At 61.3% G+C, this 22,862-nt stretch carries 13 protein-coding genes and 1 pseudogene; 3 read left to right on the top strand and 11 right to left on the bottom strand.

Going from position 1 to position 22,862, the window contains the following annotated elements; all coding sequences use genetic code 11:
* Nucleotides 1–131 precede the first annotated feature (131 nt).
* The 4 genes from ACTJK9_RS29160 to ACTJK9_RS29175 form a co-directional block, all read right to left on the bottom strand.
* Nucleotides 132–1,310, bottom strand: a complete 1,179-nt coding sequence (locus tag ACTJK9_RS29160) for a PepSY-associated TM helix domain-containing protein (protein ID WP_440817811.1) — start codon at nt 1,308–1,310, stop codon at nt 132–134.
* Nucleotides 1,311–1,385: 75 nt separating this feature from the next.
* Nucleotides 1,386–3,887: a TonB-dependent siderophore receptor gene (locus ACTJK9_RS29165; RefSeq protein ID WP_440817812.1), complete on the bottom strand. Its 2,502-nt coding sequence runs from the start codon at nt 3,885–3,887 to the stop codon at nt 1,386–1,388.
* An 87-nt stretch (nt 3,888–3,974) separates the two neighbouring features.
* Entirely contained in the window at nt 3,975–4,976 is a 1,002-nt protein-coding gene (locus tag ACTJK9_RS29170) for a FecR domain-containing protein (protein ID WP_440817813.1), read from the bottom strand.
* Nucleotides 4,976–5,476, bottom strand: a complete 501-nt coding sequence (locus ACTJK9_RS29175; protein WP_085647888.1) for a sigma-70 family RNA polymerase sigma factor — start codon at nt 5,474–5,476, stop codon at nt 4,976–4,978. Before ACTJK9_RS29175 ends, ACTJK9_RS29170 begins: the two co-directional genes overlap by 1 nt.
* 311 nt (nt 5,477–5,787) lie before the next feature.
* On the opposite strand from ACTJK9_RS29175, the gene ACTJK9_RS29180 reads away from it, so the two are divergent.
* Nucleotides 5,788–7,668 (top strand): methyl-accepting chemotaxis protein, encoded by a 1,881-nt coding sequence (locus tag ACTJK9_RS29180; protein ID WP_064592567.1) that lies wholly within the window; start codon nt 5,788–5,790, stop codon nt 7,666–7,668.
* Between the two features lie 145 nt (nt 7,669–7,813).
* Here the strand turns inward: ACTJK9_RS29180 and ACTJK9_RS29185 are convergent, their stop codons facing one another.
* The 5 genes from ACTJK9_RS29185 to ACTJK9_RS29205 form a co-directional block, all read right to left on the bottom strand.
* On the bottom strand, nt 7,814–8,281 hold the full coding sequence (locus ACTJK9_RS29185) for an SRPBCC family protein (RefSeq protein ID WP_085613337.1): 468 nt from the start codon (nt 8,279–8,281) through the stop codon (nt 7,814–7,816).
* A 23-nt stretch (nt 8,282–8,304) separates the two neighbouring features.
* Complete coding sequence (locus ACTJK9_RS29190) at nt 8,305–11,694, bottom strand: amino acid adenylation domain-containing protein (RefSeq protein WP_440817816.1); 3,390 nt, start codon at nt 11,692–11,694, stop codon at nt 8,305–8,307.
* A 13-nt stretch (nt 11,695–11,707) separates the two neighbouring features.
* Nucleotides 11,708–12,637, bottom strand: coding sequence for a diiron oxygenase (locus tag ACTJK9_RS29195; RefSeq protein WP_440817818.1), 930 nt, complete (start codon nt 12,635–12,637; stop codon nt 11,708–11,710).
* On the bottom strand, nt 12,634–13,407 hold the full coding sequence (locus tag ACTJK9_RS29200; RefSeq protein ID WP_039773044.1) for a DUF3050 domain-containing protein: 774 nt from the start codon (nt 13,405–13,407) through the stop codon (nt 12,634–12,636). The genes ACTJK9_RS29195 and ACTJK9_RS29200 overlap by 4 nt, the downstream gene beginning before the upstream one ends.
* A 754-nt stretch (nt 13,408–14,161) precedes the next feature.
* Nucleotides 14,162–14,872: a GntR family transcriptional regulator gene (locus ACTJK9_RS29205; RefSeq protein WP_221398446.1), complete on the bottom strand. Its 711-nt coding sequence runs from the start codon at nt 14,870–14,872 to the stop codon at nt 14,162–14,164.
* A gap of 193 nt (nt 14,873–15,065) precedes the next feature.
* Between ACTJK9_RS29205 and lapG the strand changes: the two genes are divergently transcribed.
* Together lapG and lapD are read left to right on the top strand one after the other, a co-directional pair.
* Complete coding sequence (gene lapG, locus ACTJK9_RS29210) at nt 15,066–15,758, top strand: cysteine protease LapG (RefSeq protein ID WP_039773040.1); 693 nt, start codon at nt 15,066–15,068, stop codon at nt 15,756–15,758.
* 14 nt (nt 15,759–15,772) lie between these two features.
* Complete coding sequence (lapD, locus tag ACTJK9_RS29215; RefSeq protein WP_440817821.1) at nt 15,773–17,719, top strand: cyclic di-GMP receptor LapD; 1,947 nt, start codon at nt 15,773–15,775, stop codon at nt 17,717–17,719.
* 40 nt (nt 17,720–17,759) lie between these two features.
* On the opposite strand, the gene ACTJK9_RS29220 is transcribed toward lapD, so the two are convergent.
* Both ACTJK9_RS29220 and ACTJK9_RS29225 read right to left on the bottom strand, forming a co-directional pair.
* Entirely contained in the window at nt 17,760–18,098 is a 339-nt protein-coding gene (locus tag ACTJK9_RS29220) for a tryptophan synthase subunit beta (RefSeq protein WP_085613332.1), read from the bottom strand.
* 146 nt (nt 18,099–18,244) lie between these two features.
* Nucleotides 18,245–22,862, bottom strand: a pseudogene (locus ACTJK9_RS29225) (LapA family giant adhesin); the annotation flags it as partial.

Raw genomic sequence — 22,862 nt, forward strand, 5'->3', positions numbered from 1 at the left:
GATGCATCGCCGATGGTAGTGTGGGGTTTCCCCATGTGAGAGTAGGTCATCGTCAAGATTGAATTCCGAAACCCCTGTCTGCTAAAGCAGACAGGGGTTTTGTCGTTTCAGGGGACACCAAAAACCTGTCTTCAAACCGCTCTGCGTGCCTTGCTGCTCCGACGAGCCTGCCATTTGCGCCACCAGATGTAGACGCCAGTCCCCGACAACCCCGCAATCAGAACACCCAATACTGCGATCATCACTTGCCCGGTGAAACCTATGATCCGCCCCCCATGTATCGGCAACTGCAACCGATAAAACTGCTCTCCCAACGTCCCTTCTCCTGCGATCTCCTGCCCTAATAATCGTCCGTCAGTACCGTGGAAGAACAACCAGGATTTGCCGTGGGCCTCGGTGTCATGCTGTCCAAACCCCGCACCGTAGAAGTTGTACTCAAAGCTGTAATACAACTCGCCGATCGCCGCTGTCAGCCCCAACCTTTTCCCCTCCTGCTGTGCCCTTTCGTATGCCTGTTGATAACTCAATCGAGTGATCCCCAGCTCTTCGGCAGGCATTCGTCCTCGGGCTTCATACACGCTCGGTTCAATCGGAGAAAACAACGACACCACCGGTTTGAAAACCTGGCTCGGCAGGTTCATCGCTACGCTGCTGATGGCTATCGGCAGCAATAACAACCACAGCCACAAGCCCCCCGCTCGATGCAGATCGAAGTTGAGCCGATAGGCATGCCCGCCCTTAATCTTCCAGGCGTTCGACCACTTCTTCCAGAACGGTTTACCCCGCGGCAACGTCAGCCAGAGGGCGATGAAGCAATCGATTACCCAGGCGATGGCCACCAACCCCATCAACAGCAAACCCCAGTTACCGGGCAGTGTCAGGTTGTAGTGAAACTCAAGAATGAACGGAACGAAGTTCTCACGCTGGAAACAGCACTCGCCCCAGTAACGCTGACCTTTTTGCTCTCCGCTCACCGGATCAAGGTAGAACACTTCATTGCGTTCTTTAAACGGTTCGCCCGTCGCCGGATCATTCCGTGGAACCGCCGCCAGCAATGCCGTGTGGCCTGCCTCGTTCGGGTACTCCATGTACCAGACCTGCAACTTCGGATGTAACGATTGCACCGCATCCACCAGCTCACCTGGCGGTAGTTTCGCCCCCTCGGCCGAAGCTGCGTAAAACTCCGGATTCAACCACTCATCCAGCTCATGGTTGAACGCCAGAATGCTCCCGGTAACCCCTGCCAGCAGCAGAAAAACCGCCGTGGCCAACCCGATATACCGGTGCAACAAAACCAGAAACGAACGCATGAAAATTCCCCCACAGATACGACAAAGCCAGCCCCTGAAATCAGGGGCTGGCTTTTTCATGCACAAGACAAAGGCTTAGAACTGGTAACTGACCGTCGCGGCGACGTTGCGCTCTTCGCCCATGTAGCAGAAGTCCAGACTTGCGCAGGAGGCCACGTAGGATTCGTTGGTCAGATTGTTCGCATTCAGGCGTACGTCGACACCCTTCAAACCGACCTTGCCGAGGTCATAGCCAATCGATGCGTCGAACAATGTGTAGGACGGCACCTTCATGGTGTTCTCTGCATCCGCCCAGCTATAGCCGACATACCGCACACCACCGCCCAGTCGCAGACCATCGAGTGCCGCGCTGTCGAACTTGTAGTCCGCCCACAGCGATGCCATGTGCCGCGGTGCCTGGGTTGGCGAGTTGCCTTTGTTCTCGATCACATTGGTCGGTGTGCTCAAGGTACTGGTCATCGACTTCGAGTATTCAATGTCGGTGAAGGTGTAGCTGCCGAGGACTTTCAGGTTGTCGGTCAACTGCATGTGCGCTTCCAGTTCAAGGCCTTGAGAGCGAACAGCGCCAACAGCGCGATAGAAGTTTTCCTGCGGCAGTTTGGTCGCCAGGTTCTCCTGATCGATGTGGAACAAGGAGGCGGTGAACAGATTGTCGGTGCCCGGCGGCTGATACTTCAGGCCCACTTCCCACTGCGTTCCATCGGTCGGTGCGAGAGGATTGCCGGCACTGTCCGCGTAGGAGTTCGGATTGAACGACTCGGAATAGCTGATGTACGGCGCAAGCCCGTTATCGAACAGATACAGCGCGCCGGCACGGCCGGTGAGCTTGGTGCGTCGATCATTGATCTCGGTGCCGACCGGGCGGCCCGCTTCGGCGATGCGGTTTTCGTCGGAGGTTTCCACCCAGTCCTGACGCAGGCCCAGCGAGAAGCGCCACTTGTCCATTTCGATCAGGTCTTGCAGGTAAACGCCGGTCTGCTCCAGGCGCCGCAGATAGCTGGTCTCGCCGTACGGTGTAATAGCGGAATTGCCGTACACCGGGTTGAACGCGTTGATCGGCGCTAGACCGCCGCTGGTCCAGTCGACCACGGTTTTGCGCCGCTGGTAATCCGCACCCATCAGCACTGTGTGCTTGGTCGCGCCGGTGAAGAATTCGGCCTGGAGCATGTTGTCGACGATGAACGCATGGAGGCGCTCGTTACCGCCGGTGTAGTAGCGATTCAGTTCGTTGCTGGTCGGCGACGTCCAGCCATAGGCGTACACCTGATCCATGTTCACTTTGGAGTCGAGGTAGCGGAAGTTCTGCCGCGCGGTGAAGACGTCGTTGAAGCGGTGTTCGAACTGGTAACCGAACGACTGCTGATCACGGGAGTAGCCATCGATGCCCGGCTCGCCTTCGAAGAAGTGCGGCGAGATACGATTACCGTTGCGTTGATGAATCGTGCCGTCGGCCGGCACGCCACCGTGATAGCCGCCGTCCGGGTCATGCTGCAGATACGCTTGCAGAGTCAGTGAGGTGTCTTCGCTGAAATCGATGCTGACGGTCGGCGCGAGGGCGAAGCGCTTTTCCTTGTTGTGGTCGAATTGCGTGTCGGACTGATCCGTCAATCCGATCAGACGATAGGCGATGCGCTTGTCGTCATCGACCGGTCCGCTGAAGTCAAAACCGACACCGCGCTGGCCCTGAGTGCCGACGGTGGCTTGAACCTGGTGATAGGCCTCGTACAGCGGCTTCTTGCTGGTCAGCGCCACCAGACCGCCCGGCGAGCTGCGGCCGTACAGCACCGACGACGGGCCCTTCAGGATATCGACACGCTCGAGGAAATACGGGTCGACCTGCATGGTGCTGTAGGTGCCGCTGTCGCCCATCGACTTGAGGCCGTCGAGGTAGATGTTGTCCACCGAGCCATCGTTGAAGCCGCGCATCGCCACATAGTCGTAACGGTGCGTGGCGCCGTAAGGATTGGTCAGCACGCCGGGGGTGTAACGCATGGCCTGGGACACGGTTTGCGAGCCCTGGTCATCCATTTGCTCGCGGGTGACCACGGACACGCTTTGCGAAGTTTCCAGCAGCGCGGTACTGGTCTTGGTGGCGATCTGACTGTGCGTCGCGTTATAGCCGTCCATGCTGCCCAGTGCGTTGCCGAGGGCGAAGCCTTTGATGTCGGTGGTCGGCAGGGCCAGCGCTTCGGTTTCTGCGACCGAGCGCAACACATAGCTGCTGCCGTCCTGGCTGATCGCCTCCAGGCCCGAGCCGCCGAGCAAGTGGCTCAGGGCCTGATCGGTCGAATACTCGCCCTGCACACCCGGAGACTGCCGGCCCTGGGTTTGCTGCGGCGTCATCGACAACGTGATGCCCGCCTCACGCGCGAACTGGTTGAGCGCATCGCCCAGCGGTCCGGGGGCGATGTTGTAGCGGTGGCTGCTGACCTCGCTGGCATTGGCCGCCATGCTCAGGCTCGGCAGCACGCCAACGCCCAGTGCAGTAGAAAACAGCGCCGCCCGAACGGCGTGGCGCAACAGGCCGGATTCGGCAGAGAAATTCAGAGGGTTCTTACAGGTAACGCGCGCAGTCATTGTAGGTTTCCGTAGGCAGTCGCGAAGGCTGAGTTGAAGTGCTTACTGACTAAGCCGGACTTGCCGCGAAAACCCGCCAAAATACTTTCAGGCCACAGACTCCAGCGTCACCCACCAACGGGTGCGGTAGCGCAATTGCACCGGCAGGGTCTGCGGCAGGATCGCCAACAGCTTGTCGGTGTCCTCAAGACGGAACACGCCGGAGAGGCGCAAATCCGCGATGTCCGACGCACAGCTCAGAAACCCCTGACGATACCGGCCGACTTCGCTGAGGAAGTCGCCCAGCCGCATGTTGCGGGTCACGATCAACCCGTCGACCCAGGCACCGGCGTCCATGTCCAACGCCGGCGCCGGGCGAACTTGATGGTGATCGATCAGGTAGCTCTGACCGGCGATGGCCTCCGTCGAGTTGCCAGCGGAATGAATCGCGACCCGGCCACTGGTAACGCTCAGGCGGGTGCAACCCTCTTCCTGGCGCAGGATGAATCGAGCGTTGAACGGTTCGTAACTGGCATGAAGATTCTGCACCCGCAGCGGTCGATCAAACGGCGCACCTTCATCGGCACCGCCGCAGGTGACGATGATTTCGCCGCGGGTCAGTTTGATCAGCCGTTGCTGTGCGGTGTAATCGAGATCCACGCTGCTGGCGGTGTTGAGCTCGATCCGCGTGCCGTCCGGCAACTGGAAGCCACGGCGTTCGCCCGTGGCGGTGGCATAGTCGGCACGCCACTGTTGCCAGACGGAAGTGTCGCTGGCCAGCCATCCCGCCGAGCCCATCAGCAGCGCGCCGGACAATAGCTTCAAGGCCTGACGTCGACCCAACCCCTGCGCACTGTTTTCCAGCGTGTTGAACGCCACCTGCGCACCGGGCACGGCGCGCAGATTGTGGGTCAGTTCGGCTTGCAGAGACTGCACCCGCTGCCAGGCCAGTTCGTGATCATGGTGTTCAGCGCGCCATTGTTCGCACTGGCGATTCAGGCGCGGGTTGCCATGGTTATTGCGCAGACGCAGGAGCCAGTGAATGGCCTGTCGTACGACTTGTTGCGGTGGCTCGGCGCGTCGGCCAAGCGAGAGGTTATCCACAGGCATCAGCTTTCATACCGCAACATGTAGCAGTGAAACAGCGCGTCGGCGACGTAGCGCTCCACCGAACGCAGGGACAGCCCCATCTGCTCGGCAATCTGTTTGTGGGTCAAACCTTCGCACTGAGCCAGCAGAAATGCCTGACGCACTTTTGGCTTCAAGCCTTCAAGCATGCGGGCGATGCCCTCGAGCAGTTCGATCACCAAGGCGCGGGATTCGGCACTCGGAGTTTCGGCTTCAGGCAAATGGGCGATGGTTTCCAGATAGGCGCGTTCAATTTCCTCACGGCGCCAATGGTCGATCACCAATCCCCGGGCAACCGTGCGCAGAAACGCGCGGGGTGCCTTGAGTTCCAGGCGCTCGGTGCGCTGCAACAGGCGAACGAAGGTGTCCTGGGCCAGATCCGCCGCATCGGCAGCATTGCCCAGCCGAGCGCGCAACCAGCCGTTGAGCCAGCCGTGATGACTCGTGTAAAGCGCCTGTACAGCCAACTCAGGTGAGGACATGAACGCGACAGCCCGAACGTCACAAATGATAATTAGTCGCATTGTCATCAAGGGTTACAGAATTTGCAACCGGCGCTGCAAAACGCTCATCAAAAAAGCAGAGGCGACCGCTCTAATACGCCGTCCGGCGGGAATCTGGCAGAAATGCCATCCATTTCCTGCAAAACCCTAAGTTTTCTCCAAAGCGTGCCGACAGACTGGTGAGACATGCGTGCACCAAAGTAGAGCAGCCGTCAGAACGCTGCCTGCGCTGTACATGGAATGTTGCATCCGGAACGCATCCCCACTTTTCGCATAAGAAGTCCCATGAAATGAATCTCAAGTTCAGCCATAAAATCCTGCTGGCCGCCTCGGGCGTCGTGGTCCTGGCGTTCGCGCTGTTCACGTTGTACAACGACTATCTGCAGCGAAACACCATTCGCCAGAACCTCCAGTCTTCCGTCCAGCAGGCCGGTGACCTGACCGCCAGCAGTGTGCAGAACTGGATGAGCGGGCGGATTCTGGTACTGGAAAACCTCGCGCAGAACGTTGCCCATCAAGGCAAAAACGCCGACTTCCCGGGCCTGGTCGATCAACCGGCCTTCACCTCGAACTTCCAGTTCACCTACGTCGGTCAGGCCAACGGCGTGTTCACCCAGCGCCCTGACGCGAAGATGCCGGACGGTTACGATCCGCGTCAGCGTCCCTGGTACAAGCAGGCCGTGGCCGCTGACCAGACCATGTTGACCCCGCCGTACATGGCCGCCGTTGGCGGTCTGGTGGTGACCATCGCCATGCCGGTGAAAAAGAACGGCGAGCTGCTCGGCGTAGTCGGCGGTGACCTGAGTCTGGAAACCCTGGTGAAGATCATCAACTCGGTGGACTTCGGCGGCCTGGGCCACGCGTTCCTGGTCAGCGGTGACGGTCAGGTGATCGTCAGCCCGGACAAAGACCAGGTGATGAAGAACCTCAAGGACATCTACCCGAACGCCGGTGTGCGTATCGAGAAGGGCAACCAGAACGTGGTGCTCAACGGCCAGGAACGCATCCTGTCGTTCACTCCGGTCGCCGGTCTGCCGAATGCCGAGTGGTACATCGGTCTGTCGATCGACCGCGACAAGGCCTACGCCGCACTCAGCCAGTTCCGCACCTCGGCACTGATCGCAATGTTCGTCGCCGTCGGCGCGATTGCGGTGTTCCTGAGCCTGCTGATCACCGTGCTGATGCGTCCGCTGATCACCATGGGCCGTGCGATGCAGGACATCGCCCAGGGTGAAGGCGACCTGACACGCCGCCTGGTGGTGGAAAGCAAGGACGAGTTCGGCGAACTGGGCAGTTCGTTCAACCAGTTCGTCGAGCGGATTCACGCCTCGATTTCCGAAGTGTCGTCGGCGACTCGCCACGTACACGACCTGTCGCAACGGGTGATGGCATCGTCCAACGCCTCGATCATCGGCTCCGACGAGCAAAGCGCGCGCACCAACAGCGTGGCTGCGGCGATCAATCAGCTGGGTGCCGCCACCCAGGAAATCGCCCGTAACGCCGCCGATGCTTCGCAACACGCCAGCGGCGCGAGCGAGCAGGCCGATGACGGTCGTCAGGTGGTCGAGCAGACGATTCAGGCCATGACCGAGCTGTCGCAGAAGATCAGCCTGTCGTGCACCCAGATCGAAACCCTGAATGCGAGCACCGACAACATCGGCCACATTCTCGACGTGATCAAAGGCATCTCCCAGCAGACCAACCTGCTGGCGCTCAACGCGGCCATCGAAGCGGCCCGGGCCGGTGAAGCCGGACGCGGTTTTGCGGTGGTGGCGGACGAAGTGCGCAATCTCGCTCACCGCACCCAGGAATCGGCGGAAGAGATCCACAAGATGATCACTTCGCTGCAGGTCGGCTCCCGCGAAGCGGTGACCACCATGAACGCCAGTCAGGCGTCCAGCGAGGAGACCGTTGAAGTGGCGAACCAGGCCGGTCTGCGTCTGGTCAGCGTGACCCAGCGCATCGGCGAAATCGACGGCATGAACCAGTCGGTGGCTGCCGCTACCGAGGAACAGACTGCCGTGGTGGAAACCCTCAACGTCGACGTCAACCAGATCAACCTGCTGAACCAGCAGAGCGTGGCCAACCTCAATGAAACGTTGAAGGATTGCGATGCGTTGTCGCAGCAGGCCAACCGTTTGAAGCAACTGGTCGACAGCTTCAAGATCTGACACCAAGTCAGACCGCGATCGTTCATCGCGGGCAAGCCCGCTCCCACAGGATTTCTGGCGCACACAACATTTGTGACCGACCGGGAACCTGTGGGAGCTGGCTTGCCAGCGATAGCGGTGGCTCAATCACCGCAGAACTGAAACCTTACACAAACAGCTTCAGCACATTGCCCATCGCATCATCGGCAAAGCCCTGCACGAAGTCCTTGAACCCCGGCAGTGCCTCGGGCCCACCGCTGGCCGGTTCGGCAATGATCGTCCAGGTTGCCCGCGACTTGCCCGCGCCCAGCGACTCTACATTCATCGCCGCCCACAGATTGGCCACGCCCAGGGTGTTGTAGATCGTGGTCCAGGTCATGCTCAGCGCCTGGTCGTCCCGAGAGTTGAGTTGCTCGACCACGATGTTGCCATCCTTGAAGAACTTCTTGCGCAGCGAAGACACGCCTTCGCCGGTCATTTCGATGTGCGACAGCGCCGGAATGAAACGGTCGAAACCGTCGAATTTGCCCACTACCGACCACACCTCATTGGCGTCCACCGGCACTTCCACCGAAGACACGACGTGGCAGCCGTGAGGATTCTTGATCAGGGTGTCGGGTTGCAGATTGCTCATGGTGTTGCTCCTTGGTTGATGAGTCAGATGAAGTTGATTTCTTTCAGGTACTCGCAGCCGCGACGCAGCAGCGCCGGGGATTTTTCCGGGTAGTGCGCGCCCATCTGCTGCACGCCGGCCTGGGCGTTGGCGTGGCCGATCAGGGAGATGTCGCCGATGTCTTCCTCGAAGCCGTTGAGATAGAAACCGAGCACGCCGAACAGCGCGTTGTCGGCATCGACCCGGCCCAGTTGCTGTTGCCAGTCGGCGACGCTGACCAGCGAAAACTCGCTGCCGGTTTCGCGGAACGACGCGACGTAGGCATCCCAGCTCAGGGGCTCCGGGTTGTGCAGGTTGAACACCGCCCGTTCGGGCGAATAACGGCTGGCGTGGAAGGCGATGAAACGGGCGAGAAAGTCCACCGGCATCAGGTCGAAATTCAGTGCAAAGGCCGGCACCTGACCGAGCTGGATCGAGCCCTTGAGCATCAGCATCAAACGGTTCTTGTGCGGCTGGCACACGCCGCTGAGGCTGTTGAAACTGATGTTGCCGGGTCGATACAGATTGACCCGCACCCCACGCTCCCGGGCCCGTTCGAGGATGCGCTCGCCGACCCATTTCGACAGGTTGTAGCCGTTGCGGATGTAGATCGGCGCCGTCGGTGCGGCGGGCAGTTCCAGCACCCGGCCTGCGTCGTCGACGGTGCTGGAGGCCGACAGCGTCGAGACGAAATTGAACACCTTCTTGCTGCGTCCTTCGCACAGCCGCAGCAGTTCGAAAATCGGCTCGACGTTGTCCGCCGCCAGCGACTCGTAGTCGAGGACGTGATTGACGTTGGCCGCGTTGTGCACCAGCGCGCCGAACTCACGATCCAGTCGCTCGAAATCCTCATTGGCCAGGCCCAGTTGCGGCCGGGTGATGTCCGCCGAATAGACTCGCACCCGACTCAGGTCCAGATGCTCCAGCCGGTTCTCTCGCAGCGCTTGGGCAAAGCGCTGCGCCGCGGTTTGCCCGCCGCCGTCGCGCACCAGACACGCCACCTCGCTGGCGCCCCATCCCAGCAGCGCCTCGACGATGTGCACACCGACAAAACTGTTGGCGCCGGTGACGATCACCTTGTGCACATCGCCCATGCGGCTGATCGGCAACGGCTCGATTTCCAGCGCTCGCTCGGCGTCGGCCATCGCCTGAGCGCTGAGCACCGCGCTGTCATCGGTGCCGCGCACCAGGGTGGCGAGCTTGGCGATGGTCGGCAGTTCGATGAAGCGGTTGATCGAGATGCTGCGACCGAATTCCTCCCGCAGACGCAGGAGCATGCGTGACAGCAGAATCGAGTGACCGCCGAGATTGAAGAAGCTTTCGTCGGTGGAAATATCGCTGGTCGGCAGCTCTAGCAACTCGCCCCAGATCTCCAGCAGCAGCGCTTCGTCGGCGTTGGCCGGCAGGCATTTGGGGCCGCTGTCCTGCACGCTGACCGGCAATTCCAGCAAGGCTTTTCGGTCGACTTTGCCGTTGGCGGCGAACGGCATGTTCGGCAGTTCCGTCCATGCCACCGGTTGCATGTAGTCGGGCAAAAACTGCTGTGCGTGAGCTTTCAGCGACTCGCGCGCGGCATCCGATTGCGGCTGGGCGAGGAACGCCAGAATCCGTCGCTGACTGTCGATCACCACCGCGATCTGCCGATACAGCTGACTCTCGCGCAGGCACCGTTCGATCTCCTCCGGCTCGACCCGGAAGCCGCGGATCTTCACCTGATTGTCGCGCCGTCCGCACAGTTCGATGCCGTCCTCGCCCCACTTGGCCATGTCGCCGCTGCGGTAGGCGCGCAGACGCTGACCATCCGGCAACTCCAGGTCCAGATAGCGCTCGGCGGTCTGCTGTGGATTGTTCAAGTAACCCAGGCACACGCCGGGGCCGACGATGAACAGTTCGCCCACCGTTTGCTCCGGCACCGGTTGCAGGTCGTCATCGAGGATCAGCACCCGACTGTTGGCAATCGGTCCGCCGAGCGTGCGATTGCTGTCGCCCGGTTGCAGTTGCCGCGCGGTGATCAGCACCGTGGCTTCGGTCGGGCCGTAGAGGTTGTACAGTTTGCCCTGGCGCGTCAGTTGTTCGATCACGAACGGCTCGCAGACGTCGCCGCCAGTCATGATCCGCCCGACACTTTGCAGTTGCTCCAGCGGCAGGATGCTCAACAGCGCCGGCGGCAGGAACGCGTGGGTCAGTTGCCGACGGCGAATCAGCGCCACCAGTTGCAGCGGATCGCGGCGCTGGTTGTCGTCGGGCACCACCAGTTCCGCGCCTTCGAGCAGGCTCGGGAAAATATCGATCAGCGACGAGTCAAAACTCAGCGAAGAGAACTGCAGCACTCGGCTCTCGGCGTGCAACTGCACGTAGTCGGCGTACCACGCGGTGAAGTGCGCAAGATTTGCCTGACTCAGCAGCACACCCTTCGGATGCCCGGTGGTGCCCGAGGTGTAGAGCGCCATGCACGGCGCATCGAGCTCGGGCCGACGACGCATCAACGGTTGCGACAGATCGGCGTCGGTGCAGTCGATGCGGCAGACATCCAGTCCCGGCATCGAACCGCTCAGCGGGTGTTCGCCGTCGTGCAGCAACAGCACCGCCCCGGCGTTTTCCAGAATGTACTGCTGGCGCTGAAGTGGATGGCTCGGCTCCAGCGGCAGGTACACCGCACCGCTGCCGAGAATCGCCAGGATCGAAGCAAACAGCGCATCGCATTTCGGCAGGCAAATTCCCACGACCCAGGGTTGCGGTTGTGTCTCCAGCATGGCCAGCAAGCGTTGCTGGATCGCTCGGCTGTGAGCATGCAACTGGCGGTAGCTGATCGACTGCTCGGCGAGGTGCAGCGCCGGGCGCTCCGCGTGCTCGATCAGACTCTGTTGCAGCCGCTCGATCACCGGGATCTGCGCCTGTTGCAGCAAGGCCGGATTGGCCGTGACATTCAGGCGATGGACGTAGGCCAGGCCGTCGAGAAACAGCAGGTTTTCCACCTGTTCGAAGTCCGGCGCACGGGCCGCTGTCGCGTGCTGGAAATACTCGGCGTCGCGGGAGAAACGGCTGACCAGCAGCGCCACTTCGTCCACCACCTGCGCCAGTGTTCGCTGGCGCAGGGCCTGACCATTGCCGGACGGTTCGTCGGCGATGGGCACGCGGCTCAGCAGTGTCGTGTTGCAGAGGCACAGCAGATCGAGCACCGGCAGTCCGCCGATGCCCGTTGCACCAATGCCCAGGCGCAAGTTCAGCTGCGATGTGGTGCCGTAATCCTGCGGCGCAAGACTGCCGTCATCGATCACCAGATCCACCGACGGAGCAATCTCCGTCAGCAATGAATGACCGTGTTGTTCGAGCTCCTGCGCCAGGTCGGTCAAGGCCTGGCTGCGGCCCCTCAGCAAAATGTCGAGACGTCTCATGTCAGCCTCCTTGTCAAACCAGGTAATCGCGCAGGGCGTGCTGCACGCACGGTGTGTCGAGCAGCGAGCTGTTTTGGAAAAACCGCACGATGTTGCCCACCAGCGGGTGGTGGCGATTGATCGGGAAGGCCAGCCCGGCCATCTCGTCTTTCAGTGCGCGGCGGGTTGCGTCGTTGACCGGCAGGGCATCGATCAGGCGCAGGTCGAAGGACTTCTGGATGTCGTTGGTCAGGTAATGGCCGATGAACACCGGCAGGATCTGCGCGATGCAGTCGCGATCCGCATCACTCGCGGTGTGCCAGTAGATGCGCACCATCCGCGCCCAGAAACTCGAATGGCGACCTTCGTCGAGCAAGTGGTCGGCCATCAGGCCCTTGATGGATGGCTTGACCGTGTCGTCCCGGGCGAACGCCGCGACATCGCCAGTCACGGTGTTTTCGGCGATGGCCACGCAGATCAGCTCCACGGCGCTGCGCAGGTGTTGCGGGGCCAGTTCGACGGCGGCCGGAATCGCCCGGCTCAGTTCGATTTCATTCGGCAACTCGATCGGCTCGATGCCGGTCATGGCCACGGTCTGCTGCATGAAATCCATCGCCACCAGCGCGTGGTAATCCTCGTCCACCACCACGGTCATGGCGTCGTAGCGACAGGCGAACGGGAAGGGCACGGCGAAGCGGTTCTTGGCGATGCTTCGCGCGGTCTTGTCGACGATCTCGGTCTCGAAAATCACCACGTCGTTGATGAATTTGTACAACGTCTGCACCAGGGCGAAATCACGCTGCTGCGGGCATTCGCGCAGGAAGGTTTCGCTGAGCACCAACGGCTGGCGGCTGAGCGGATAGATCAGCCGCGCATCGTCCTCCAGCACGCGGCGCGGCCGGGTGCGGATGGTCGCGCGGCTTTCCCAGGCGTCGGCGAAAGACTGGTAGTCGGCGGCGTTCATTGGGCCACCTCCGCCAGCGGTTCGCGCATGCTCAGGCGCAGGCCGTCCCACAGGGCGATGCGGCTTTCCACGGCGGCGATGGCGCTGGCGTAGACCTCGGCTTCGCGCTGCGGATCGCCGTCCACCAGTCGGTCCAGCAGTTGCTCCGCCGCCGGGCCGTGGTCTTCGGAGTCGACCTCGATGTGTCGCTCGAGGTAGTAACGGAAGGTCGGCGCCTGCTCGACGCCAATGCCCCAGGCATCGAGCATGCGCTGGAACATGGTCGGGATCACGCTCTCGCGACCGTGCAGGAATGCGGCAGCAACGCTGTGACCGGGTGCATGCAGTGCGGTGTGCAAAGTGTCGCGGACGAACCGCGCAGCGGCCGGATCGACCTCGACGCTTTGCAGGGCGACGTCGTAACTCACGCCCTCCTGCTGCAGCGTGACGAAGCGTTCCACGGCTGTCGTGTCCGCACCGACTTCGCGCATCGCATCGAGGTACAGTTCGAAGTGACTGTAATGCCCGTGTGACAGCCGATCGTCAGATTCTTCCCCGAGCACGATTTCGTTGATCAGTCTTGCTGCGTGCGGATCTCGTGGCGGTAACCACGGCAGGCGAGTGCAAGTCAGTTCCTGCTGCAGGCGTTTGGTCAGCGACATGAAGTCCCAGACGGCAAATACATGGGACTCCATAAACCGGCGCAATGTCGCCAAAGAATCGATCTCGGAGAAGATCGGATGAATGCTGAGTTCGGCTTTCTTCAGTGTAAGTTGCTCTTTAGTTGGCATGGTTGCGAGACTCTGGTTAATAGGGAATAAGGATTGCTCAATTAATCGCTAACAACGTTGAGCAAGTTTCTCCAGGCGAACGACAGCCTCATTCGGTTTCGATGAAAACAGGCAATGTCTGAAGGGCCCGGGACAGCAGCGGACGGATAAACCGCCGCGAACCCGGCCGTAGCGCAAGGTTGTGCCGGGTTGGTGATTTCGGATCCAAACTCGGCGAAGAAAAACTAATACATCGCAAAACAACTTAACAAGTTTATTTTTAATTATTTTTAGTTGGCTGTTTTTGAAGTATGAGTGGGGCTGATAAAACTTATAAGTTAAGTTTTATTTGGGCGTAGTTGCTCCTTTCGGCGTTTAATGGCCAAAATTGAACGACAAGAGTGAATGCCTCACTCGAAGCAACTTTCAAATTAAGTAATCGAATTGATATGAGGGGATGAAGTCGGGCTGTAAGAGCGCCGTTTCTTCCTGTTCCCGTGACAAGGCTCCTTCCGTAGGTTCCTGGTGCGGGGACTGCTGCCGGGGCGGCGCGTCCCCGTTCTATATTGGGTTGGCGATTCAAGGGTGCGCGTAAATCGGCGCCGCGGCTATCGTCGAAAATGACTTCCTTGCGGTGCAAATTCCGGGCTGTTCAAAGCAGAAGGGAGGTTAGAGCGCAGGCGTCGATGTGCCACGGCAAATGACCGTGACGGGTGGGGGGATTTGTAAGCGGGTTATTCGCCGGGTGAGTGGAGGCTCACCCGGGAGGGAGGATTCAGTGCGCCGCTTTGCGGCTTTGGCCGGCGGAGCTGGCGAGGTAACGGGTGATGACCTCGACACCGCGGTTGAGGTGCTGCTCCAGCAGTGTCACGGCGTGCGCGGTGTCACGCTCTTTCACCGCCTGCAACAACGCGCGGTGATCGTCCTGGGAGATTTTGCCCAGGCCCATGGCCTCGAGGTTGAAGCGCAGGAAGCGTTCTTCTTCATTCAAGCCGTCTTCCACCAGCCGCAGCAATCGGCCATTGGGCGCCTTGCTGTAGAGCGCCATGTGAAACAGACGGTTGAGCCGACCGATTTCGGTGTAGTCGTGTTCGTTTTCCAGTTCTTCGATGAAACCGGCCGCGCGCTCGTGGTCGGCCGGGGTCAGCAGCGGGATCGACTGGCGCAGCGCTTCGGACTCCAGCAGAATGCGCAGCTCGTAGGTTTCCGTTGCGTCACCCTGAATCAGCGGTGCGACCACGGCGCCCTTGTGGGCAGTGACGTTGAGCAGGCCCTGGGCCTCAAGTTGACGCAAGGCTTCGCGCACCGGCATGCGGCTGACACCGAACAGGTCGGCCAAGTCCTGCTGGCGCACGGCGGTGCCGCAGGGCAGGCGCCCGTCGAGAATGGCGGCGCGCAGGGTTTCTTCGATGACCGAGCGCGCCAGATGCGCGGGAATCGGGCCGTCGACTTTGATGCTGTGGAGTGGCTTGGGCTTTTGGGTCACAACTGCACACCCTATGACTGCGGATTTGGATCCAAAGGACACTAGTGATTGCTCTACAGGTTGTCAAACCGTGTAGAAGAACCCTGTCACATCTGAAGTTTAGCGCGGCAGCGATGATCTCATGGTGCCATTGTTTTTTGCTGGGCTAACCTTCACCATCAAGCGCTTTCCTCTCTGCCCTGGATGCCTTGCATTGGCGGTACGTTACGTAATCCCACGGATTGCGCGCTGGCTTGCCGGCGCGCTGCTGCTGGCCGGCATCATGCTGGGCGGCCTGCATGCCGATTGGGATTTTTCCGCGATCAGCCGCAAGGCCACGGCACTGTACGGGCCGTTGGGCGCAGGGCAACAGCGGATTGATGCCTGGCAGAATCTGCTGGCCACGCAGAAGCAGGTCAGCGAGATGGAAAAGCTCAAAGTGGTGAACCTGTTTTTCAACAAACAGATGCGCTACGTCGAAGACATCGATCTGTGGCACGAGGTCGATTATTGGGAAACCCCCATCGAGGCCTTGTGGAAAGGCGCCGGCGACTGCGAAGACTACGCGATCGCCAAGTATTTCAGCCTGCGCCACCTCGGTGTGGCCAGTGACAAGTTACGCATCACCTACGTCAAGGCCCTGCGCCAGAACCGCGCGCACATGGTCCTGACTTACTATTCCAGCCCTGACGCCATGCCGCTGGTGCTCGACAGCCTGATCGACCCGATCAAGCCGGCCGCCGAGCGAACCGATTTGCTGCCGGTCTACTCTTTCAATGCCGAAGGGCTGTACCTGCCGGGCGCCAAGGGCAACAAGAAGGTCGGTGACACCAAACGCCTGTCACGCTGGCAGGATGTGTTGAAGAAAATGCAGGCCGAAGGATTTCCGGTCGAGACGACTAACTAGGAGCACGCGCTCAGATGTCTTTGTTCAAACAGCTGTTGATCGCTATATGTCTGTTCCTGGTGGTCGCCTTCACCGGCAGCTTCATGGTCAGTCTGGAGAGCTCGCGCACCCAGTACGTCAACCAGTTGCGCTCCCACGCCCAGGATGCGGCCACGGCGCTGGCGCTGTCGTTGACGCCGAACATCGATGACCCGGCGATGGTCGAGCTGCTGGTCAGCTCGATCTTCGACAGCGGTTATTACTCGAGCATCCGCGTGGTCGATCTGAAGACCGACCAGACCATTGTCGAGCGCAACGGCATTCCGGCGGTCACCAACGTGCCGGACTGGTTCGTCAGACTGATCGGCCTGGAACCGGCCGGTGGCGATGCGCTGGTCAGTCGTGGCTGGGAGCAGGCGGCGCGGGTCGAGGTGGTCAGCCACCCGATGTTCGCCCTGGCCAAGCTCTGGCAAAGCGCGCTCGGCAGCCTTGGCTGGTTGCTGGTCTGCGGGGCGGTGAGTGCGGTGCTGGGCGCGCTGTTGCTGCGTCGGCAATTGAAGCCGCTGGATTACATGGTCAAACAATCCCACGCCATCGCCCGCCGCGAATTCCTCAGCCTGCCGGATCTGCCGCGCACGCCTGAATTGCGCCGCGTGGTGCTGGCCATGAACCAGATGGTCGAGAAGCTCAAGGCGCTGTTCCAGGAGCAGGCCGAACGCAGTGAAAAACTGCGCACCGAGTCCTATCAGGACAACCTCACGGGGCTGGCCAACCGGCGTTATTTCGAGATGCAGCTGAATGCGCGGGTGAGCAACCCGGAGCAAGCCAGTTCCGGTTATCTGCTGCTGTTGCGGGTCAAGGACCTGGCCGGTCTCAACCAGCGCCTCGGCGGTCAGCGCACCGATGAATTGTTGAAAGCGGTCGGCGAGCAACTGTCCCGCGAGTGCGCCAAATACCCGGAAACCCAGAACCTCGTCACCCGCATTCGCGGCGGTGAATTCGCCGTGCTGGCGCCGGGGTTGACCCGTGAAGAAGCGCTGCAATTGGCGCAGAGCCTCGACAGTGCGTTGAGCAGCCTGCACGCGACAGGCGCCACCGACGTGCCCGCCGTGGCTTCTATCGGCCTGGCGCCGTTCGCTCACTGCGATTCGCCGCAAGCGGTCCTCAGCCTCGGCGATCAGGCGCTGGCCCAGGCCGAAGGGCAGGGCGAGCAGAACTGGGCGTGCCTCGATCAGAGCCTGGTGGCGGAGGTCGGCGACGATCACCACGCCTGGCACCGCTTGCTCGATCAGGCCCTGAATCAGCAGCGCTTCGAGCTGTTCTTCCAGCCGGTGGTGGCGGCGCAGGACACGCAATTGGTATTGCATTACAAAGTGCTGTCGCGTTTGCTCGACGAGCAGGGCCAGACCATTCCCGCCGGACGCTTCCTGCCGTGGCTGGAGCGCTTCGGCTGGACCGCGCGACTGGACCGGTTGATGCTCGAGCAGGTGCTGGAACAGATGGCCGGACATGAAGAATCTCTGGCGCTGAACCTGTCCTCGGCGACCCTCGCCGATCCGCAGGCGTTGAACAAAGTGTTCGAGATTCTGCGGGCGCATTCCAACCTCGGTGCGCGCCTGACCCTGGAAATCGGCGAGGAACAATTGCCGGAGCAAGCGGTGCTGGAACAATTGACCCGGCGCCTGCGTGAACTCGGTTTCTCCTTGAGCCTGCAGCGCTTCGGCGGGCGCTTCAGCATGATCGGCAACCTGGCGCGGCTGGGGCTGGCGTACCTGAAGATCGATGGCAGCTACATCCGGGCGATCGATCAGGAAAGCGACAAGCGCCTGTTCATCGAAGCGATCCAGCGTGCGGCGCATAGCATCGATCTGCCGCTGATTGCCGAGCGGGTCGAGACGGAAGGGGAATTGTCGGTGATTCGCGAGATGGGGTTGTATGGGGTTCAGGGGCAGCTCTTCGGTGAACCGAAACCCTGGGGCTGACTGATCGCTCCCACGCTCCGCGTGGGAGCGATCAAACGGATCAGATCAACCCGCCCTCATCCTCATCGATCAACTGACTCAACCCGCCCAGCGCTTCCCGCGCCTGGGTCCGGTCCATCAACTTGGCCTGGGCCGCCGCTGGCAGGTCGGTGACGCGGATCACGCCTTTCTGAGTCAGCACCTGAATCAGGTCATCGAGTACCCGGATCATTTCCAGGTCGCTCTGCTTGAGCTGTTTGAGGCTGTTCTCCACGGCTTCGTTGGCGTACCAGGCCTGGATTTCATGGTGGTCGGCCGGCAGCGTTTCCGTGGCCTCGGCGTAGGCCGCAGCTTCCACGCGAATCAACTGACCCTGCGCATCGCGTTGCACGTAAAACATTGAGCATCCCTCGGAAATGGACCAGCGTCATGCTGTCAGCAGCATAGCCAACTGCGCGCGAGTATGCGGTGCGCCGACGAAATCGTCACCGGTTCAAGCGCTGCAAACGTGACGGCCGCCCCAGTGGGGCGGCCGTTGTTCACGCATCAGCTGTTGTTGTGGTCGACCTTGATGGTCGGATCGCTGCCGGCAATCAGGTTGTGAATGTTGGCCGTGGACCAGTTGTTGCCTTCCAGTTTGATCGTCACGTCCGGTGTGGCGGCTGCGGCATCGCCCGAGTTGAACTTGCCGCCCGAGCTGACTTGCAGCGACGACACGCCGTCGACCGTGGTGATCTTCAGGAAGTTGTCGATGGTGCTGCCGGTCTCGCCCTGCAACAGGTCACGCAGGTCGATGCGGTCGCCTTCGCTGGCCTTGAAGTCCTTGATCACGTCGTTGCCGGTGTCGCCCGCCTTCCAGACGAAGGTGTCGGCACCGGAACCACCGATCAGGATGTCGTTGCCCTGACCGCCGATCAGCGTGTCGTTGCCGGTGCCGCCGAGCAGGATGTCATTGCCCTTGCCGCCGTCGAGCAAGTCGTTGCCGCCCGAGCCGAACAGAATGTCATTGCCCGCGCCGCCCAGCAGCGTGTCGTTGCCGTCGTGGGCACCGGACACATCGAACGCCTGATAGTGCTCGGTGATGTACTGGTGCACGTTGCTGGTGGTGACTTTGCTGACGTCGACCCCGGTTTCCTTGGCCACGAACGCCTGCATTGCCTGATAACCCTCGCCGGCAATGCCGTTGAAGCTCACCAGGTCGCCGAACAGGATGTCGTTGCCGTCGCCACCGCTGACGGTGTCGTTGCCCGGCATCGTCGCTTCGGTGTGGCCGATGATCGAGTTGGCCAGGTCCTTCGGATCGATGTTGGTCTGTGGCGTCTTGTCCGAATCGTAAGGTTTCAAATCGCTGAGGCTGACGCCGTTGTTGAGGCCGATCGCTTCGACGTTCGACAGACCGCTCAGCAGTGCGAAGCCGGCGGCGGAGTTGTCGGTGGTGTACGACGAGGTGCTGCTGCCGCTGCCGGCCAGGCTCGAGATCTCGTAGGTGCCGTCACCCTGAGCATGAATGGTGCCCAGACTGTTCCAGTTCCAGTAGCCATTCTTGTACGTCTGCAACACGACCTCGCCGGAGGTGTTGATGCTCAGGTAGTGGGTGCTGTCGATGTAAGTCGCAAAGCTGTTGCCCAGCTTGTAGTTGCTGGTTTTCACCACGTCGTCGAGCTTCACGTTGCCGTACAGCGTCGGGTTGGTCTGCTCGCCGCTCTGGTAGTAGGTCGGCTGGCCGTCGGTGATGAAGTACGTAAGGTTCTTCGCCCCGGTGTTGGCCACTGCTTCAGCGCTCTGGAAGAAGTTCGCCGTAGCCTTGAACACGTCTTCGTAGTTGGTGCCGCCGCCGGACGACATCGAGTCCAGCACGGCCTTGAGCAAGGTCAGCGCGTTCGGGTCGTTGAGGTTCACCGACACCGACTTGTTGACCTGGGTATCGAAGTCCACCAGGAAGATGTTCACCGTGCCGGAGTTGCTGCCCAGGCTCTGCTTGAGGGTGTTGAACACCGACGTCAGCGAGTCCTTGGCCGCATTGATCGACGAGGCACTCATACTGCCCGAGCTGTCGACCATGAACGCGATGTTGTAGTTGGTGCCTGGCACCACGGTCAGGCCGCCGATGTCGGCGACGATGATGTCGTTGCCGTCGGTGCCGGTGACGGTGTCGTCGGCCGAAGTGGCGACCACCGCGTTATATACCGCCGGCACCACGGTGACCGGGATGGTCGCAGTGGTGCTGGCCGAGCCGCCGACCTGTTCGGTTGAGGTCGAGGTCACGGTCAGGTTGAACTGCCCGTTGTAGTAGGTCGGCGGGGTCACGGTCAGGGTGCCGAGGTTCCAGCCGGTGACGTTGGCGTCGCCGCTGGTGGCGGTCACGGTGAAGCTGTGGCCTGCGCCATCGCTGAGCACCGAACCGACTGGTGCGCCGCTGATCTTGATGCTCAGGGTTTCCGAGCCGTCGGTGTCGGTCAGCGCGGTGCTGATCGACGACAGTTTCACGGTGGTGCCTTCGGCGCCGGTGTTGAGCTTGTAGCCGTCGTAATAGCCTTCGCCGTTGCTGCCGTGCAGATCGGAGACGGTCACGCCGGCATTCACCAGATCCTGCACGCCGGTATAGATCGGCACGCCGGCACTGCTCAGGTCGATCGGCGTGCTGCCGTTGACCGACAGGTTGACGTCGTAGCTGCCCGGGCCGCTCTGGTTGTGGTGGTAGATGTCCAGGGTGTAGTAGCCGCTGGTGGTCGGGGTGAACGAACCGTTGAGGTTGCCGCCCGCGCCCCACGTCGTGGACGCCACGCTCTTGCCACCGATGGTCACCAGCAGGCTGTCGTCACCGGTGCCGCTGAAGGTGTAGGTCTTGCCGGCTTCCAGATAAATCAGGCCCGAGGTTTTCGACGCGGTGCCGGCGGTCACGCTGCCGTCGGACTGCACGTTATTCACGGTGCCGCTGGTGTTCGGCTTGCCGGCACCGTCGATCACGTTTTTCAGGGTGGTCGAATTCGCGCCGCTGCCGTCGGTGCCCAGGCCCGACAGACCGGTCCAGACTTCCTTGATCAGCCCGGTGGATTTCACGCTGTTGTCGGCCACCGACAGGGTCGGCGCATCCGCCACCGGGGTGATGTCGATCTTGATGGTGCCTGTGTTGCCCAGCAACTGGCCGTCGGTTGGCTGGAATTTGATCTGCGCGTAGTCGGCCTGATTGTTACCAACGCCAGTGCCACCGTAACCGTTCACACCCGACTCGTTGGCATCCGGCACGAAGCGCAGCTTGCCGGCGTCGATATCGGCCTTGCTGAAGGTCTGGTTGGTGGCGACGTCTTTCCAGGTCGAACCGTCCAGGTACTGCAGTTTGCCTTCGCCCGGCAGCTGGGTGATTTTCACGCCCAGGCTGCTGGCCGGGCTGTCGACGTCGCTGACGCCGAAGGTCGACCAGCCGAGGATCAGCGGGGTGTCTTCGGTGCCGGTGACGTTGACCGGTGCAGCGACCGGCGCATCGTTGACCGCCACCACGTTGACCGTGGTGGTCGCGGTGTTGGAGTAGTTGCCGCCATCGGTCACGGTCACGGTGATGATCCGTGGCACGGTGCTCGGGTCTTCACTGCTGTTGGTGAAGCTGATGTTCTTGATGGCCTGCATGTAGTCGGCGAGCGTCGCGTTACCCGACAGGGTCAGGGTGACGGTGCCGTTGGTGCTGTTGGCGTTGATGGTAATGCCGTTGACGCTGTTGCCCAGGTTCAGCGCATCGCCGTCCTGACGGTTGGTCAGCACGACGGTGGCGCCGGTCAGCATGGTGCTGTCCGGGTCGGTGATCTTGATGTCGGTGTCGGCAATCGACACACCTGCGCCCGGGGTGTTCTCGGTGAAGGTCACCTTGTAGTCGGCACCCGTTGCACCGCTGGAGTTGTTGGCGTCGAGGTCGATGACCGGCGGTGCATCGTTGTCGATGATCGAGGTGCTGACGCTGCCATTGGTGCTGCTGACCGCCAGGTTTTCGAAGTTGCCACCGGTGGCCGAGTCGATCTTGACCACGAAGTTTTCGGTGCCTTCGGTGATCTTGTCATCGATGGTGGCGACGTTGAACTGCGCACTGCTGGCCCCCGCCGGGATCTTCACGGTGTACACGCCGGTGAAGTCCGAACCGTCGGCGGCGGTGCCGCTGTAGACGATTTTCAGGGTGACTTCGGTTTGCGCCGGGTTGGTCAGGCTGACGGTGTAGGTTGCGGCTTGGCCTTCGGTCACCGAGGTGCTGCCGGTGATGCTGACGGTGGTGGTGTCGATGGTATCGGTGACGCTGGTCACGGCCGGTGTGTTGCTGGTCACCAGGTTCTCGAAATTGCCGCCCGTGGCGTTGGTGATCGTGGCCTGTACGTTGCCGGCGTCTTTGTAGACGTCATCGGCTGGCGCAGGAACGGTCACGGTGCCGGTGGTTTTGCCGGCTTCGATGGTGATCACCGAACCGTTGCTCAGGGTCACGGTCACTGGCGAGCCAGCGGCGTTGGTCAGGGTCGCGGTGTAAGTGATCGAGCCACCTTCGGCCACGGTGCCGGTCGCGCTGAGCGACAGGTTGGTGGTGTCGATGGTGTCGGTGACGGTGGTCGAGACCGGCGTCTTGTCGGCCACGAGGTTTTCGTAGTTGCCGCCAGAAACGTTGGTGATCGAGTTGGTCAGCGGTGTGTGGCCGGTCAACGCGTCGTTCGGCGCGGTAGTGGTGACGGTGCCGGTGGTTTTGCCGACTTCGATGGTGATCGACTGACCGTTGGCCAGGGTCACGGTCACAGGCGAGCCTGTCACTGGCGCGCCGACGGTCGCGGTGTAGACCACGTTGCCACCTTCGGCCGCCGTCGTGGTCGCGGTCAGCTTCACGGTGGTGGTGTCGATAGTGTCGGTGACGCTGGTCACGGCTGGTGTGGTGCTGGTGACCAGGTTCTCGAAGTTGCCGCCGGTGGCGGACTTGATCGTCGCCTGCACGTTGCCGGCGTCTTTGTAGACGTCGTCAGCTGGCGCAGGAACGGTCACGGTGCCCGTGGTTTTACCGGCTTCGATGGTGATCACCGAACCGTTGCTCAGGGTGACGGTCACTGGCGAGCCAGCGGCGTTGGTCAGGGTCGCGGTGTAGGTGATCGAGCCACCTTCGGCCACGGTGCCGGTCGCGCTGAGCGACAGGTTGGTGGTGTCG

Source organism: Pseudomonas sp. 22082 (assembly GCF_052046055.1).
Taxonomy (GTDB): Bacteria; Pseudomonadota; Gammaproteobacteria; order Pseudomonadales; family Pseudomonadaceae; genus Aquipseudomonas; species Aquipseudomonas pharyngis.

Excerpts from the sequence above, each read along its gene's own strand:
- ACTJK9_RS29160 (WP_440817811.1), bottom strand. The coding sequence starts at position 1,310 with ATGCGTTCGTTTCTGGTTTTGTTGCACCGGTATATCGGGTTGGCCACG.
- ACTJK9_RS29165 (WP_440817812.1), bottom strand. The coding sequence starts at position 3,887 with ATGACTGCGCGCGTTACCTGTAAGAACCCTCTGAATTTCTCTGCCGAA.
- ACTJK9_RS29170 (WP_440817813.1), bottom strand. The coding sequence starts at position 4,976 with ATGCCTGTGGATAACCTCTCGCTTGGCCGACGCGCCGAGCCACCGCAA.
- ACTJK9_RS29175 (WP_085647888.1), bottom strand. The coding sequence starts at position 5,476 with ATGTCCTCACCTGAGTTGGCTGTACAGGCGCTTTACACGAGTCATCAC.
- ACTJK9_RS29180 (WP_064592567.1), top strand. The coding sequence starts at position 5,788 with ATGAATCTCAAGTTCAGCCATAAAATCCTGCTGGCCGCCTCGGGCGTC.
- ACTJK9_RS29185 (WP_085613337.1), bottom strand. The coding sequence starts at position 8,281 with ATGAGCAATCTGCAACCCGACACCCTGATCAAGAATCCTCACGGCTGC.
- ACTJK9_RS29190 (WP_440817816.1), bottom strand. The coding sequence starts at position 11,694 with ATGAGACGTCTCGACATTTTGCTGAGGGGCCGCAGCCAGGCCTTGACC.
- ACTJK9_RS29195 (WP_440817818.1), bottom strand. The coding sequence starts at position 12,637 with ATGAACGCCGCCGACTACCAGTCTTTCGCCGACGCCTGGGAAAGCCGC.
- ACTJK9_RS29200 (WP_039773044.1), bottom strand. The coding sequence starts at position 13,407 with ATGCCAACTAAAGAGCAACTTACACTGAAGAAAGCCGAACTCAGCATT.
- lapD (WP_440817821.1), top strand. The coding sequence starts at position 15,773 with ATGTCTTTGTTCAAACAGCTGTTGATCGCTATATGTCTGTTCCTGGTG.
- ACTJK9_RS29220 (WP_085613332.1), bottom strand. The coding sequence starts at position 18,098 with ATGTTTTACGTGCAACGCGATGCGCAGGGTCAGTTGATTCGCGTGGAA.